We start from the raw sequence: 13899 nt of genomic DNA on the forward strand, positions 1-13899 counted from the left end.
GATGATTGCAAAACCCACGCCCCCACGCCGTCCCCGCTGGCGCAGCCTGGCCCTGCTGGCGCTGAGCCTGGCCCCATTGTTGTGGCCCCTGCATCACTTGGCCGAGCGCTATTACCAGGAAAAGCTGGCCTCGCAGAACCGCCAGACCCTCGACCTGTATGTCGCCAACTTGCTCGGTACCCTGCACCGCTACGAGACCTTGCCGCAAATTCTCGGCGACCTGCCGGCGCTGCGTGATGTACTGGCCGATCCTTTCCGCCTGGAAGCGGTGACCAACGCCAACCGCCTGCTCAAGGACATCGTGCAACAGACCGGTGCCGAGGTGATGTACCTGATGGACATCAGCGGCAACACCTTGGCCGCCTCGAACTGGGACAAGCACGACACCTTCGTCGGCAGAAACTTCGCCTTCCGCCCCTACTTCAACGAAGCCATGGCCGGCCACCTGGGCCGCTTCTTCGGCCAGGGCACCACCTCGGCCAAACGTGGCTACTTCTTTGCCGCGGCCGTGCGGGATCGCGAGCGGATCGTCGGCGTGCTGGTGGTCAAAGTCGATCTCGACCACACCGAAACCCTGTGGGGCCGTACGCCCGAGCAGCTGTTGCTGACCGATCACAATGGCGTGGTCATCCTGACTTCGCGGCCCGACTGGCGCTTCCGTGCTACCCGCACGCTGACCGACGCCGAGCGCCAGGCCATCATCGCCATCCAGCCCTATCCGACCCAGGCCCCACAGCCGCTGGTTCTCAACCCGCAGGCCTGGATCACCCAGACCCGCGACATCAAGGAAACCGGCTGGCAAGTCAGCATCCTCGCCCCGCGCACGCTGGTTGATCGCTCGGTGCAGACGGTCATGGCCATCGGTGCCGGTACGCTGCTTGTACTGATGTTGTTGGCCGGCCTGGTGATGCAACGGCGACGCCATTACATCGACCGCATCGACTTCGAAGCCCGTGGCCGCCAGGAACTGGAAAAGCGCGTGGCCGAACGTACCGCCGACCTTGAAGGCCTGAACACCCGCCTGAAAAATGCCGTGCTGGAGCGCGAAAACGCTCAGCAGGAGGCCGTGCGCGCGCAGGACGAACTGGTGCAGGCCGGCAAGCTGTCGGTTCTCGGCACCATGTCGGCCAGTATCAGCCATGAGTTGAACCAGCCCCTGGCCGCCATCCGCAGCTACGCGGAGAACGCCGAAATCCTGCTCGACCACCAACGTACCGAAGACGCCCGCGGCAACCTCAAGCTGATCGGCGAGCTGACCGGGCGCATGGCCTCGATCATTGCCCACCTGCGCGCCTTCGCCCGTCGTGACCGCCATGCCCCGGAGAGCGTGGCCCTGCAGCCGGCCCTGGACGATGCCCTGGCGCTGCTGGCCAAGCGCCGCCGGGCGATGGCCGTAGAGCTGATCCGCGACCTGCCGGAAGCCACCTTGTGGGTACAGGCCGGCGAGACCCGCCTGCGCCAGGTGCTAGGCAACCTGCTGGCCAATGCCCTCGACGCCCTGACTGAAAAAGCCAACCCGCGTCGCCTGTGGCTAAGTGCCGAGCAGCGTGATGACTGCGTCTACCTGTACATCCGTGACAACGGCCCCGGTTTCAGCCGCCAGGCCCTGGAGCACGCCAAGGAGCCGTTCTTCACAACCAAGACCCGTACCCAGGGCCTGGGCCTGGGCCTGGCCATCTGTGAAAGCCTGATGCGCGCCCTGGGCGGTGAACTGCTGCTGGCCAACCACCCGGAAGGTGGCGCAATGCTGACCCTCCAGCTGCGTGTGGCCGCGTCTGGCGCTACTTTGCCCAATTCGGAGGACCCCTCGGCATGACCACCGAGACACTGATCGACAGCCGAGCCCAGGTCATCCTGGTGGACGATGACCCCCACCTGCGCCAAGCCTTGAGCCAGACCCTGGACCTGGCTGGGCTCAAGGTAGTCGCCCTGGCCGAAGCTCAAGGCCTGGCCGAGCGTATCGAGGCCGACTGGCCCGGCGTGGTGGTCAGCGACATCCGCATGCCGGGCATCGATGGCCTGCAGTTGCTGGAACAACTGCACGGCCGTGACAGCGAGCTGCCGGTGCTGCTGATTACCGGCCATGGCGATGTGCCGCTGGCGGTGCAGGCGATGCGCGCCGGGGCTTATGACTTCCTGGAGAAACCCTTTGCCACAGACGCCCTGCTCGACAGCGTACGCCGTGCCCTGGCCTTGCGCCGGCTGGTGCTGGACAACCGTAGCCTGCGTCTGGCACTGAGCGACCGCCAGCAACTGGCAGCCCGTCTGGTCGGCCATTCACCGGCCATGCTGCGCCTTCGCGAGCAGATCGGTGCCTTGGCCGGCACCCGCGCCGATGTGTTGATTCTGGGCGAGACCGGCGCTGGCAAAGAGGTGGTGGCTCGCGCCCTGCACGACCTGTCCAGCCGCAGCGAAGGGCCATTCGTGGCGATCAACGCCGGCGCGCTGGCCGAATCGGTGGTCGAAAGCGAACTGTTCGGCCACGAGCCCGGGGCGTTCACCGGCGCGCAGAAGCGCCGTATCGGCAAGTTCGAATTTGCCAACGGCGGCACGCTGTTCCTCGACGAAATCGAGAGCATGAGCCTGGATGTGCAGGTGAAGTTGCTGCGCATGCTGCAGGAGCGGGTGGTCGAACGACTGGGTGGCAACCAGTTGATCCCGCTCGATATCCGCATCATTGCCGCCACCAAGGAAGACCTGCGTCAGTCTGCCGACCAAGGGCGATTCCGCGCGGACCTGTATTACCGCCTGAACGTCGCGCCGCTGCGTATTCCGCCACTGCGCGAACGCGGGGACGACATACTGGTGCTGTTCCAGCATTTCGCCGATGCTGCCAGCCAACGCCATGGTCTGTCGCCGCATGCGCTGCAGCCAGCGCAACGCGCCCTGCTGCTGCGTCATGACTGGCCAGGTAATGTCCGCGAGCTACAGAACGCCGCCGAGCGTTTCGCCCTTGGCCTGGAACTGGCACTGGATAGCCAGGCCCCCTCGGCAGCAGCACCGGCAGCACCCATGCTGAGCGGCAACCTCAGCGAGCAGGTCGAGCAGTTCGAACGCTCGCTGATCGCTGCTGAACTGGCCCAGCCACATGGCTCCATGCGGAGCCTGGCCGAAGCACTGGGTATCCCCCGCAAAACCCTGCATGACAAGCTGCGCAAGCACGGCTTGAACTTCGACGGCGGCAGCGGCGGGCATGACGATCAAGAGGACAACCGTTAATGAGCACCGATAGCCAGTACCTGCAGTCCGTACTGCACAGCGACATCCCCCTGACCCGCCAGATGGGCCTGGAAGTGATCGATTGGCAGCAGCACACCCTGCGCCTGCAACTGCCGCTGGCGGCCAACGTCAACCACAAAAGCACCATGTTCGGCGGCAGCCTGTACTGCGCAGCAGTGCTGGTGGGTTGGGGCTGGCTGCACCTGCGCCTGCGTGAACGGGGGATCGATGACGGGCATATCGTCATCCAGGAAGGGCAGATCAGCTACCCGTTGCCGGTTACCGGTGCGGCGGTGGCGCGTTGTGCAGCGCCCGACGAAAAGACCTGGGAGCGATTCCTGGCCATGTACCAGCGTCGTGGGCGGGCGCGGTTGACGTTGGAGACCACGGTGAGCAATGACGGCAGTGACGAGCCGGCGGTGAGGTTCAGCGGCCAGTACGTCCTGCACCGCTAGCCCAGCAGCCGCTGAAAGCAACTGCGCTGCACAAAACCCAAAGGCTGGCGTAAAACCTGTGGGAGCGGGCAGGCCCGCGAACACCGGCGAAGCCGGTGCCCCGCACCGCGGTACCTGCTTCGCGGGCTCGCCCGCTCCCACAGGGTAGGGTGAGAGTCCGTCAAATCAGGTTCAGGAAGGACTGGCGCCATGCAGCATTGACGGGCAATGCCAGGAAGTACGGGTTAAGCAACGACTCGCGCGGCGGATACCGGAATGGCAAGCCATCCAGCCCGATCACCTCGCCGCAGGCCCCTTCCACCACGCCTTGCGCCGCTGCAGTATCCCACTGCGAAGTCGGCGCCAGGCGCGGATAACAATCGGCGCTGCCCTCGGCCAACAGGCAGAACTTCAACGAGCTGCCGATATTGGCCAGCTCCAGCTCTCCCACCGCAGCCCCAAGCCCGGACAACAGGGCTTCCTGTTCCGCGCTGGAGTGCCGACGGCTGGCAACCACGGTAAAACGCTCGCCCTCCGGGGGGGCGTTGCGAACCTGGATCGGTTGGGCTGCCTCGCCGGCATCTGCACGCCAGGCCCCCATGCCGCGCCCACCGAAGTAGCAGCGTCCATTGGTCGGCATCGACACCACACCAAACACCACGTCGCCGTTCTCGACCAGGGCGATGTTGACCGTGAATTCTTCACTGCCAGCAATGAACTCCTTGGTGCCATCCAGCGGGTCGACCAGCCACCAGCGGCTCCAGCTTTGGCGCTCGGCCAGTGAAATATTGCAGTCCTCTTCGGACAGCACCGGAATGTGCGGTGCCAGCGCCACCAGGCCATCGGCAATTACCCGGTGCGCGGCCAGGTCGGCGGCGGTAACCGGCGAATCGTCGGCCTTGCTGGTTACCGCGATATCGGCGCGCCAGAATGGCAGGATTGCCTCGCCCGCCGTCAACGCCAGCTTGACCACTTCGTGCATCAGTTGCAGGTCGTTCATAGCTCCAGCAGCCCCCGCTGAATCAGCAGGTCACGCGCCAGGTACAGCGCCGCCAAGGCGCGACCCTCGGTGAACTGCGGATGCATGGCCAAGGCCGACAACTCACGCAGGTTGACCTTGTCGACCCGCATCGGCTCGGGCTCATCGCCTTCCAGGCGCTCTTCGTACAGGTCGCTGGCCAGCACCACCTGAATCTTCTGGCTCATGTAGCCCGGCGAAAGCGACAGTTCCGTCAGGTGCTCCAGCTGGCGTGCGCCAAAACCGGCTTCTTCCTTGAGCTCCCGGTCGGCTGCCGCCAGCACGTCTTCGCCCGGTTCGATCAGGCCCTTGGGCAACGAAAGCTCGTATTCATCGGTGCCGCCGCAGTATTCCTCCACCAGCACGGCGTGCTCGGCATCGAGCATGGCCACGATCATCACCGCGCCGTAGCCGTTACCCCGGCCCACCAGGCGTTCATAGGTGCGCTCGGCGCCATTGCTGAAGCGCAACTGTACGGCTTCGACGCGGAACAGGCGGCTGCTGGCGACAATCTCGCGGCTGAGTACGGTGGGTTTCTGGCGCATGGGGCGGCTCCTTGGCGTGAACGGGTTACTATACCGTGGCTTGCCGACTGATCGAGAGTTTCCCATGCCTGTTCTTCCCTGGTCTGCCATCGATACCGTCCTGCTGGACATGGATGGCACTCTGCTCGACCTGCATTACGATAACCGCTTCTGGCTGGAGCACCTGCCTCAGCGCTATGCCGAACTGCACGGTGTAAGCCGGGCCATGGCGGAAATGGAGCTGCAACCGCTGTTCGAACGCAATGCCGGCACATTGAACTGGTACTGCCTGGACTTCTGGAGCCGCGAGCTTCGCCTGCCCATTCGCGAGCTGAAACGGGAAATTGCCGACCTGATTGCCCTGCGCCCGGATGCCGATACCTTCCTGGCGGCGATTCGCCAGGCCGGCAAACGTGTCGTGATGATCACCAATGCCCACCGAGACTCGCTGTCGCTGAAGCTGGAACGGGTGGAGCTGGCACCGTACTTCGAGCGGCTGATCAGCTCGCACGACTATGGTTACCCGAAGGAAAGCCCGCAGTTCTGGGATGCCTTGCAGGCGGATATCGGCTTCGAGCCGGAGCGCAGCCTGTTCATCGACGACACGCTGGCGATTCTGCGCAGTGCACGGCGGTTTGGTGTGGGGCATCTGTTGGCGGTGCGCCAGCCCGATAGCCAGGCACAACCACGAGATACCGAAGAATTTGCAGCGGTCGTGGATTACCGGGCGTTACTGGAAGGCCTGTGAGGCCCCATTCGCGAGCATGCCCGCGAAGAGGCCGGTACAGACTTCAGCGATCAGTCAGGAATACGCAGCACCTGCCCCGGATAGATCTTGTCCGGGTGCTTGAGCATCGGCTTGTTGGCCTCGAAAATCTTGTTGTACTGGCCGGCATTGCCATACACGACCATGGCAATGGCTGAAAGAGTGTCGCCCGATTTCACAGTGACGAACCTTGCCGCCTGGACTATCGGCCCGGTCACGGTGATCTGATCCTCGACACTGGCCACGCCACTGATATTGCCCGCCGCCAGAATGATCTTCTCCTTCTCTTCCTGGCTGGCCACTTCACCCTTGAGGATGATCTTGTCTCCTTCTACAGTGGCGCTAATGTTCGGGTTGCCCAAGCCGACATCTTCCACGTGTTTCTTAAGCTGCTCTTCGGCATTGGCGTTGCCAGGGGTCAGCAGGTCGATCAACTTCTCGCCGGCTTCCTTCACGAAACTGAACAGGCTCATTGCGCTCTCCTTGTTGACGAAACCTCGGACACAGGAGTCTAGGCCAGCTTTACCACTCCCGCCCGGTGCGACCAATCGACGCGGTCTATCAAGGCATAGACCCTAGCGATTAGACGCCGCCGGCCCGCACGCCTAGGCTTGTGCTATCAGAAAGCCGCCGGTATTCAGCGCCCCGATGAACAGCAAGCCTCCGGTCTGCGCGGCCTCATCACCCTTGTCCATGCCCGCCGCCAGCAACACCTACGATTACGTCCAGCTCAGCGACGCCAAACGCGACAGCACCCCGCTGGCCGAGGAAGTGGCCCTGGCCATTGTCTATAACGGCCTCAACCAGGCGGTAATGCTGGTCAGCCCTACCGATCTGGAAGACTTCGCCGTCGGTTTCAGCGTCGGCAGCGGCATTGTCGAAGGCACCGCAGAAATCTACGACCTCAAGCTCTCCGGCGGCGGTTCGGCAATGTACGCCGACCTGGAAATTTCCAGCCGAGCGTTCTGGAACCTGAAAAACCAGCGCCGCCAACTGGCCGGCACCAGTGGTTGCGGCCTGTGTGGTGTCGAAGCCCTGGAGCAGGCGCTGCCGGACCTGGCCGTGTTGCCGGGTGCGCCCCTGCCCCCGGCCCAGTGGCTGGTCGGCCTGCGCGAGCGCATCGACGCCTTCCAGCCACTGGGCCAGCATTGCGGCGCCGTGCATGCAGCACTGTTCATGGACCGCCAAGGCGAACTGCTGCTCGGCCGCGAAGACATCGGCCGGCACAACGCCCTCGACAAACTGATCGGTGCCCTGCTGCGACAGCGCATCGACAGCCAGGGCGGCCTGGCGATTGTCACCAGCCGCTGCAGCCTGGAGCTGATCCAGAAGGTACTGCGTGCCGGCATCCAGACCCTGGTCAGCCTGTCAGCGCCCACCGGCCTTGCCCTGCAATGGGCGCGCAAACACAACCTCAACCTTATCCACTTGCCCAAGCACAGCGCACCGCGGGTCTACAGCCCAGCGGCGGAGTCGTAACAGTCGTGACCTCGTACCAACCTCTTCCGGACAACACCCCAGCCTCCCCCCCTCGCTACAAGCCCTACCACGGCCCCGCCGGCGGTTGGGGCGCGCTGCGTAGCGTGGCCAAGGCCTGGGTCGGCAGCGATAACGCGCTGAAGAACATTCGCGCCCTGCTCAAGACCAACCAGAACGGCGGTTTCGACTGCCCCGGCTGCGCCTGGGGCGATTCGCCAGAAAGCGGCATGGTCAAGTTCTGCGAGAACGGCGCCAAGGCGGTGAACTGGGAAGCTACCAAGCGCCGTGTCGATGCTGCCTTTTTTGCCCGTTACAGTGTCACCTCGCTGCTGCAGCAGAGCGACTACTGGCTGGAGTACCAAGGGCGTCTGACCGAACCGATGGTCTACGACGCACCAAGCGACCGTTACCTGCCGATCAGCTGGGATGCCGCCTTCGCCCTGATCGCCCGCGAGCTGAACAAGCTGGCCAACCCTGACCAGGCCGAGTTCTATACCTCAGGACGAGCCAGCAACGAAGCGGCGTACCTGTACCAACTGTTCGTGCGCGCCTACGGCACCAACAACTTCCCTGACTGCTCGAACATGTGCCATGAGGCCAGCGGGGTGGCATTGGGGCAAAGCGTCGGGGTCGGCAAGGGTACTGTCACCTTCGACGACTTCGAGCACGCCGATTCCATTTTTGTCTGGGGCCAGAACCCCGGCACCAACCACCCGCGCATGCTCGACCCACTGCGCGATGCGGTAAAACGTGGCGCCCAGGTGGTGTGCATCAACCCGCTCAAGGAGCGTGGTCTGGAGCGCTTCCAGCACCCCCAGAACCCACTGGAAATGCTGACCAACAGTGACCGTCCGACCAACACCGCCTTCTTCCGCCCGGCCCTGGGTGGCGACATGGCGATGTTGCGCGGCATGGCCAAGTTCGTCCTGCAATGGGAACGCGAAGCCCAGGCCAACGGTGAACCGGCCGTGTTCGATCACGCCTTCATCGCCGAACATGGCCATGGCGTCGATGAATACCTGGCCGTGGTGGACGCCACGCCGTGGTCGCACATCCAGGCACAGTCCGGACTGACCTTGGCCGACATCGAACTGGCCGCGCGCATGTACTGCCGGGGCAAGCGGGTGATCATGTGCTGGGCGATGGGCATCACCCAACACCGTCATTCGGTGCCGACCATTCAGGAAATCGTCAACCTGCAGATGCTGCGCGGCAACATCGGCGCGCCCGGCGCCGGCCTGTGCCCGGTGCGTGGCCACAGCAACGTGCAGGGTGACCGCACCATGGGCATCAACGAGCGCCCGCCAGAGGCACTGCTGGATGCCATCGAAAAGCGCTTTGGCTTCCCCGTGCCACGGCGCAATGGCCATAACACCGTCGAAGCCATTCACGCGATGCTCGATGGCCGGGCCAAGGTTTTCATCGGCCTGGGCGGCAACTTCGCCCAAGCCACACCCGACACCGAGCGTACCGCCCAGGCGCTGCGCAACTGCGAGCTGACCGTGCACATCAGCACCAAGCTCAACCGTAGCCACCTGGTCCATGGCAAGCAGGCACTGATCCTGCCGTGCCTGGGCCGCACCGACATCGACCTGCAGGCCGACGGGCCACAGGCAGTCACGGTGGAAGACTCGTTCAGCATGGTCCACGCCTCCAACGGCCAGCTCAAGCCGCTGTCGACGCAAATGCGCTCGGAGCCTGCGGTGATCGCCGGCATCGCCGCCGCCACGCTGGGCAAACAACCGGTGGACTGGCACTGGCTGGTGGCCGACTACGACCGTATCCGCGACCTGATCGGCGATACCATTGCCGGCTTCAGCGGCTTCAACCAGCGCCTGCGTCATCCGGGGGGCTTCCATCTGGGCAACAGCGCGGCCAGCCGCGAATGGGCGACCAGCACCGGCCGCGCCAACTTCAAGGCCAACCTGCTGCCCGACACGCTGCTTGACGAACGCGTACGCGCCAGCGGCCAGTTGCCAGACCTGATCATGCAGTCGATGCGCTCGCACGATCAGTACAACACCACTATCTATGGCCTGGACGACCGCTACCGCGGCGTGCGCGGCCAGCGCGAGGTGCTGTTCGCCAACGAAGCCGACATCATCCGCCTGGGCTTCCAGCCGGGGCAGAAGGTCGACATCGTTTCGTTGTGGGGGGATGAGCATGAGCGCCGGGTGCAAGGCTTTACCCTGCTGGCCTTCGACATCCCTGCCGGGCAGGCGGCAGCGTATTACCCGGAGGTGAACCCGCTGGTGCCGCTGGAGAGCATTGGCGTTGGTAGCCATACGCCAACATCGAAGTTCATTGCCATCAAACTGGAGCGAGCGCGGGACGACGGGCGCATCCTGTAAAAATGAAAAAAGCCCTGTTCCGTGGCGGCTCAGGGCTTTGTCATAACAGTCTGGGACAGCCTAAAAACGATAAAGTTTCATAGTAAATACAGCAAGTTAGAGAATTGTGTACAACTCGTGTTACTCGTCGGATTTCCGTTGCCAGCCACGCCTCTTAGCCTCAAATTCGCCTCGTCATCCCTATGAGGCTCTCTTGATGAAGAAGTACTCCTCGATTCTGTTGTTGTCTTTCAGCTTGCTCAGCGGCGTTGCCATGGCAGGCGGCACCACCGAGGCCGGCATTGGCGGCGCACTGGGTGGGGTACTGGGCTCTGTCGTGGGCAACTCCATCGGTGGCAGCACCGGCGGCGCCATTGGTGCCGGTCTGGGCGGTGCGGCAGGTGGCGCTCTGGGCGCAGACAAACGCCAGCGTGGTGAAGCCGCTATCGGCGGCGCGCTGGGCGCCGCAGGTGGTAACGTGGTCGGTCGCTCCGTGGGCGGCACCACGGGTAGCTACATTGGTGCGGCAGCCGGCGGTGGTGCCGGTGGTGCGCTGGGTAACTACCTGGGCAAAGAGGCCGACAAAGACGATTACCGCGATGGCCGCCGCTATCGTCGCGGTTACGACGACGACCGTCGTCACTGGGACCGTGGCCGCCACTACGGCCACCGCAAGCACAAGCGCCACTGGCGCGACTAACGCCTGGGGCCCTGCCCCGGCAACAAAACCCCGCCCCTGCCAGCGGGGTTTTTTATGCCTGTCGCTCCAGCACAAGGCCGGACAGGATCACCTGCAGCGCCTCTGGCAACGCTACAGGCCGGCCACTGGCGCGCTCGATGAACACCTGCACCACCGTACCTGCCGCGCACGCGTCCGGCTCGCCCGGACGGTACAGCGCCAGCCGGTACTCTACCGTGCTGCCCGCCAGACGCGTCACTCCCAACCCCACCTCCAGCAAATCCGGGAAGCCCGGCAGAGCATAGAAATCCGCAGCCGAACTGACCACGAAGGCGGCCAGTTCACCGTGTCGCAGGTCCAGTTCCGCCTGCTCGACGAGAAACGCCTGTATCGCGGTTTCGAAGAAGCCGTGCACCGTTGCACCGGCGATGTGGCCGTTCAGGTCGTTGTCCTGGGGGCGGGTAAGGATCGGGTGAAAGTGGGAGAAGGCAGTGCGCTGAGGGGCTTCGGTCATCTGGCTGGCTCTTGTCTTCGCAATGGATGCTGACAGTGAAACAGAAAAACCAGACTTTCGCTGCCTATGCGGGCCCCTTCGCGGGCAAGCCCGCTCCTGCAACGGCCTGCGCCCACCACCGATCAGTGTGTAGGAGCGGGTTTACCCGCGAATACGATGGCGGCTGCGACGGTGAACCACGGGTGGAAATTGGCCAGCAGGTCCGCCCCTTTCGCGGGCAAGCCCGCCCCCACAAAAAAGCCGCCCCTGGGGGCGGCTTTCTCGTTGCGGCTGAGCTCGGCTTACAGCTGCGGGCCAGCGGCCTTGATGGCGTCGGAAACTTCGAACTTCTTGAAGTTTTCGATGAACAGCTTGGCCAGACCTTTGGCAGCCTCGTCGTAGGCCGCTTTGTCAGCCCAGTTGGTGCGCGGGTTGAGCAGTTCGGTTTCAACGCCCGGAACGGCCTTCGGCACGTCCAGGTTGATGATGTCCAGGTGCTCGGTTTCGGCACCGACCAGTGCGCCGCTCTGGATTGCAGCGATCACGGCACGGGTAGTGGGGATGCTGAAGCGCTTGCCAACGCCGTAGCCACCACCGGTCCAGCCGGTGTTGACCAGGTAGACCTTGGAGTTGAAGCCGTTGATACGCTTGATCAGCAGTTCGGCGTACTCGCCAGCCGGACGCGGGAAGAACGGTGCGCCGAAGCAGGTGGAGAAGGTCGACTTGATGCCGCCGCCCGAACCCATTTCAGTGGAACCGACCAGCGCAGTGTAGCCGGACAGGAAGTGGTAGGCCGCCTGCTCGTTGTTCAGGATCGAAACCGGAGGCAGAACACCGGTCAGGTCGCAGGTGAGGAAGATCACTGCATTAGGCTCGCCGCCCAGGTTCGCTTCCGAACGCTTGGCAACGTGCTCCAGCGGGTAGGCCGCACGGCTGTTCTGGGTCAGGCTGACATCGGTGTAGTCGGCGTGCTTGTTGGCGTCGAGAACGACGTTTTCCAGTACTGCGCCGTGCTTGATGGCTTTCCAGATGACCGGCTCGTTCTTCTCGGACAGGTCGATGCACTTGGCGTAGCAGCCGCCTTCCATGTTGAAGACAACGCCTTCGCCCCAACCGTGCTCGTCGTCACCGATCAGGTAACGGCTTTCGTCTGCCGAAAGGGTGGTCTTGCCAGTGCCCGACAGGCCGAAGAACAGGGTCACATCGCCTTCTTCGCCGATGTTGGCCGCGCAGTGCATAGGCAGTACGTCGACAGCCGGCAGCAGGAAGTTTTGCACCGAGAACATGGCTTTCTTCATTTCACCGGCGTAGCGCATGCCAGCGATCAGCACTTTCTTCTGGGCGAAGTTGATGATCACGCAACCGTCGGAGTTGGTGCCGTCACGCTCAGGTTCGCACACGAAGTTGGCGACGTTGAGGACCTGCCACTGGTCGCGACCAGCCGGGTTGAACTGCTCCGGGTTGATGAACAGGCAACGACCGAACAGGTTCTGCCAGGCAGTCTGGGTGGTCATCTTCACCGGCAGGTAGTGCTCGGCTGCAGCCCCTACGTGAACATAGGAAACGAAGTGATCCTGGGCGTTGTTGAACGCCTCGACGCGAGCCCACAGGGCATCGAACTTGTCAGCCGGGAACTTGCGGTTGATCGGGCCCCAGGAAATGGCATCCTGGGTGGAAGGTTCTTCGACGATGAAACGGTCAGCCGGCGAACGGCCGGTACGGTGACCAGTCTCCACGACCAGTGCGCCAGTATCGGCTAGTACGCCTTCACCGCGTTGCAGCGCTTCTTTTACCAGCTCATCGACGCTCAGGTCGGTGTACACGGTGTTGTTGGCTTGCGTCATGAGATACCCCATCCGGCCCGAGGCCGAGTGCTCCAAACGTTTTGTAGTTGTCTTGAAAAAACTACTACAGCGAAAAAAGTGGCCGGATTATGCCAGAAACGCCCAAAAAAAGTAGGCCCCTCCTGTCAGAACTGCGCTTTTGCGCAATTCGACAGGAGATTATCCTGAGCTTTAACGTTTCAGTGACGAGTTTCTGAGGCCACGTCAGTACCGCCACCCGCAAACAGTTGCGCCACATCGCTGGCATCGAAGAAGTAGCGCTCGTTGCAGAACTGGCAATCGATCTCCACCGTCCCGCCACACTCTTCCACCAGCGCCTTGGCGTCGTGTTCGCCCAGACTGACCAACGCATTGCCGGAGCGTTCCCGCGAACAGCTGCAATTGAAGCGCAGTGGCTGAATATCGAACAGGCGCACGGCATCTTCGTGGTACAGGCGGTGCAGCAGGGTTTCGTTGCCCTCTGTCCACTCTTCCGGCTTGAGCGTCTTGGCCAGGGCCACTACGTGCTGCCAGCTGTCTTCGCGCTCTTCATCATCCGGCTGGCGATCACGCGGCAGTTGCTGCAGCAATAGCCCACGGGCCTTGCCGCCTTCGGCATTGAGCCAGAAACGGGTATTGAGCTGCTGCGACTGGACGAAGTAGTTGGTGAAACATTCCGACAGGTTGGCGCCATCGAGGTCGACGGTCCCCTGGTAGCGCTGGCCCTTGACCGGGTCGATGGTCAGGGTCAGGTGGCCGTCGGGCATCAGCTGCGACAGGGTGGCACCCGCCGGAATCTGGTCCGCTTCGTAGCGGGCCATGCCGCGGATCTCGCGGTCGCTGGAACATTCCACCATCAGCAGCGGAATCGGCCCAGCCGAACGCGCCTGCAGAATCAGCAGGCCATCGAACTTCATCGCACCCACCAGCAAGGCGGTGGCGGCCATCAACTCGCCGAGCAGCACCTTGACCGGCTGGGGGTACTCATGACGCGCCAACACTGCGGCGTAGCTGTCATCGAGAGACACCCACTCGCCGCGCACATCGCGCTCGTCGAAGATGAAACGTTGGGTGAAATCGGTATCAGGCAATTCGCTCATAGGTTTTGGCTATCTGAAAATGATGACAAAATGG

General features: G+C 63.2%; 13 protein-coding genes. 7 read left to right on the plus strand and 6 right to left on the minus strand.

Going from position 1 to position 13899, the window contains the following annotated elements; translation table 11 throughout:
* Nucleotide 1 precedes the first annotated feature (1 nt).
* Genes ACF8GF_RS13420 through ACF8GF_RS13430 form a run of 3 tightly spaced genes read left to right on the plus strand, consistent with a single transcriptional unit; the run spans nucleotide 2 to nucleotide 3674 of the window.
* Nucleotides 2-1816: an ATP-binding protein gene (locus ACF8GF_RS13420; RefSeq protein ID WP_176683638.1), complete on the plus strand. Its 1815-nt coding sequence runs from the start codon at nucleotides 2-4 to the stop codon at nucleotides 1814-1816.
* Nucleotides 1813-3219: a sigma-54-dependent transcriptional regulator gene (locus ACF8GF_RS13425; protein WP_392487987.1), complete on the plus strand. Its 1407-nt coding sequence runs from the start codon at nucleotides 1813-1815 to the stop codon at nucleotides 3217-3219. The genes ACF8GF_RS13420 and ACF8GF_RS13425 overlap by 4 nt, the downstream gene beginning before the upstream one ends.
* Nucleotides 3219-3674, plus strand: coding sequence for a YiiD C-terminal domain-containing protein (locus tag ACF8GF_RS13430; RefSeq protein WP_176683640.1), 456 nt, complete (start codon nucleotides 3219-3221; stop codon nucleotides 3672-3674). The genes ACF8GF_RS13425 and ACF8GF_RS13430 overlap by 1 nt, the downstream gene beginning before the upstream one ends.
* Before the next feature lie 160 nt (nucleotides 3675-3834).
* Here ACF8GF_RS13430 and cysQ read toward each other — a convergent pair whose 3' ends face one another.
* Nucleotides 3835-4653: a 3'(2'),5'-bisphosphate nucleotidase CysQ gene (gene cysQ, locus ACF8GF_RS13435; protein WP_392487988.1), complete on the minus strand. Its 819-nt coding sequence runs from the start codon at nucleotides 4651-4653 to the stop codon at nucleotides 3835-3837.
* Entirely contained in the window at nucleotides 4650-5216 is a 567-nt protein-coding gene (gene nudE / locus ACF8GF_RS13440) for an ADP compounds hydrolase NudE (protein ID WP_003255794.1), read from the minus strand. The genes cysQ and nudE overlap by 4 nt, the downstream gene beginning before the upstream one ends.
* Nucleotides 5217-5280: 64 nt before the next feature.
* On the opposite strand from nudE, the gene yrfG reads away from it, so the two are divergent.
* The gene (gene yrfG, locus ACF8GF_RS13445; RefSeq protein ID WP_176683642.1) at nucleotides 5281-5943 is read left to right on the plus strand and encodes a GMP/IMP nucleotidase; all 663 of its coding nucleotides are present in this window, start codon (nucleotides 5281-5283) and stop codon (nucleotides 5941-5943) included.
* 50 nt (nucleotides 5944-5993) lie between these two features.
* On the opposite strand, the gene lysM is transcribed toward yrfG, so the two are convergent.
* Nucleotides 5994-6434 (minus strand): peptidoglycan-binding protein LysM, encoded by a 441-nt coding sequence (gene lysM, locus ACF8GF_RS13450; protein WP_176683643.1) that lies wholly within the window; start codon nucleotides 6432-6434, stop codon nucleotides 5994-5996.
* A gap of 175 nt (nucleotides 6435-6609) precedes the next feature.
* Between lysM and fdhD the strand changes: the two genes are divergently transcribed.
* The 3 genes from fdhD to ACF8GF_RS13465 all read left to right on the plus strand — a co-directional run bounded on the left by fdhD (nucleotide 6610) and on the right by ACF8GF_RS13465 (nucleotide 10470).
* The gene (fdhD, locus tag ACF8GF_RS13455) at nucleotides 6610-7440 is read left to right on the plus strand and encodes a formate dehydrogenase accessory sulfurtransferase FdhD (protein WP_176683644.1); all 831 of its coding nucleotides are present in this window, start codon (nucleotides 6610-6612) and stop codon (nucleotides 7438-7440) included.
* Between the two features lie 5 nt (nucleotides 7441-7445).
* On the plus strand, nucleotides 7446-9791 hold the full coding sequence (locus tag ACF8GF_RS13460) for an FdhF/YdeP family oxidoreductase (protein ID WP_392487989.1): 2346 nt from the start codon (nucleotides 7446-7448) through the stop codon (nucleotides 9789-9791).
* Between the two features lie 196 nt (nucleotides 9792-9987).
* A complete protein-coding gene (locus ACF8GF_RS13465; RefSeq protein ID WP_104960602.1) occupies nucleotides 9988-10470 on the plus strand; it encodes a glycine zipper domain-containing protein in 483 nt (160 codons plus the stop codon).
* A 52-nt stretch (nucleotides 10471-10522) separates the two neighbouring features.
* On the opposite strand, the gene ACF8GF_RS13470 is transcribed toward ACF8GF_RS13465, so the two are convergent.
* The 3 genes from ACF8GF_RS13470 to hslO all read right to left on the minus strand — a co-directional run bounded on the left by ACF8GF_RS13470 (nucleotide 10523) and on the right by hslO (nucleotide 13865).
* Nucleotides 10523-10963, minus strand: coding sequence for a thioesterase family protein (locus ACF8GF_RS13470; RefSeq protein ID WP_176683646.1), 441 nt, complete (start codon nucleotides 10961-10963; stop codon nucleotides 10523-10525).
* Nucleotides 10964-11244: 281 nt separating this feature from the next.
* Nucleotides 11245-12786 (minus strand): phosphoenolpyruvate carboxykinase, encoded by a 1542-nt coding sequence (locus tag ACF8GF_RS13475; protein WP_176685249.1) that lies wholly within the window; start codon nucleotides 12784-12786, stop codon nucleotides 11245-11247.
* 179 nt (nucleotides 12787-12965) lie between these two features.
* Complete coding sequence (gene hslO, locus ACF8GF_RS13480; RefSeq protein ID WP_103443305.1) at nucleotides 12966-13865, minus strand: Hsp33 family molecular chaperone HslO; 900 nt, start codon at nucleotides 13863-13865, stop codon at nucleotides 12966-12968.
* Between the last annotated feature and the right edge of the window lie 34 nt (nucleotides 13866-13899).

This window comes from Pseudomonas sp. yb_5 (assembly GCF_043103865.1).
GTDB classification, from domain to species: domain Bacteria; phylum Pseudomonadota; class Gammaproteobacteria; order Pseudomonadales; family Pseudomonadaceae; genus Aquipseudomonas; species Aquipseudomonas putida_Y.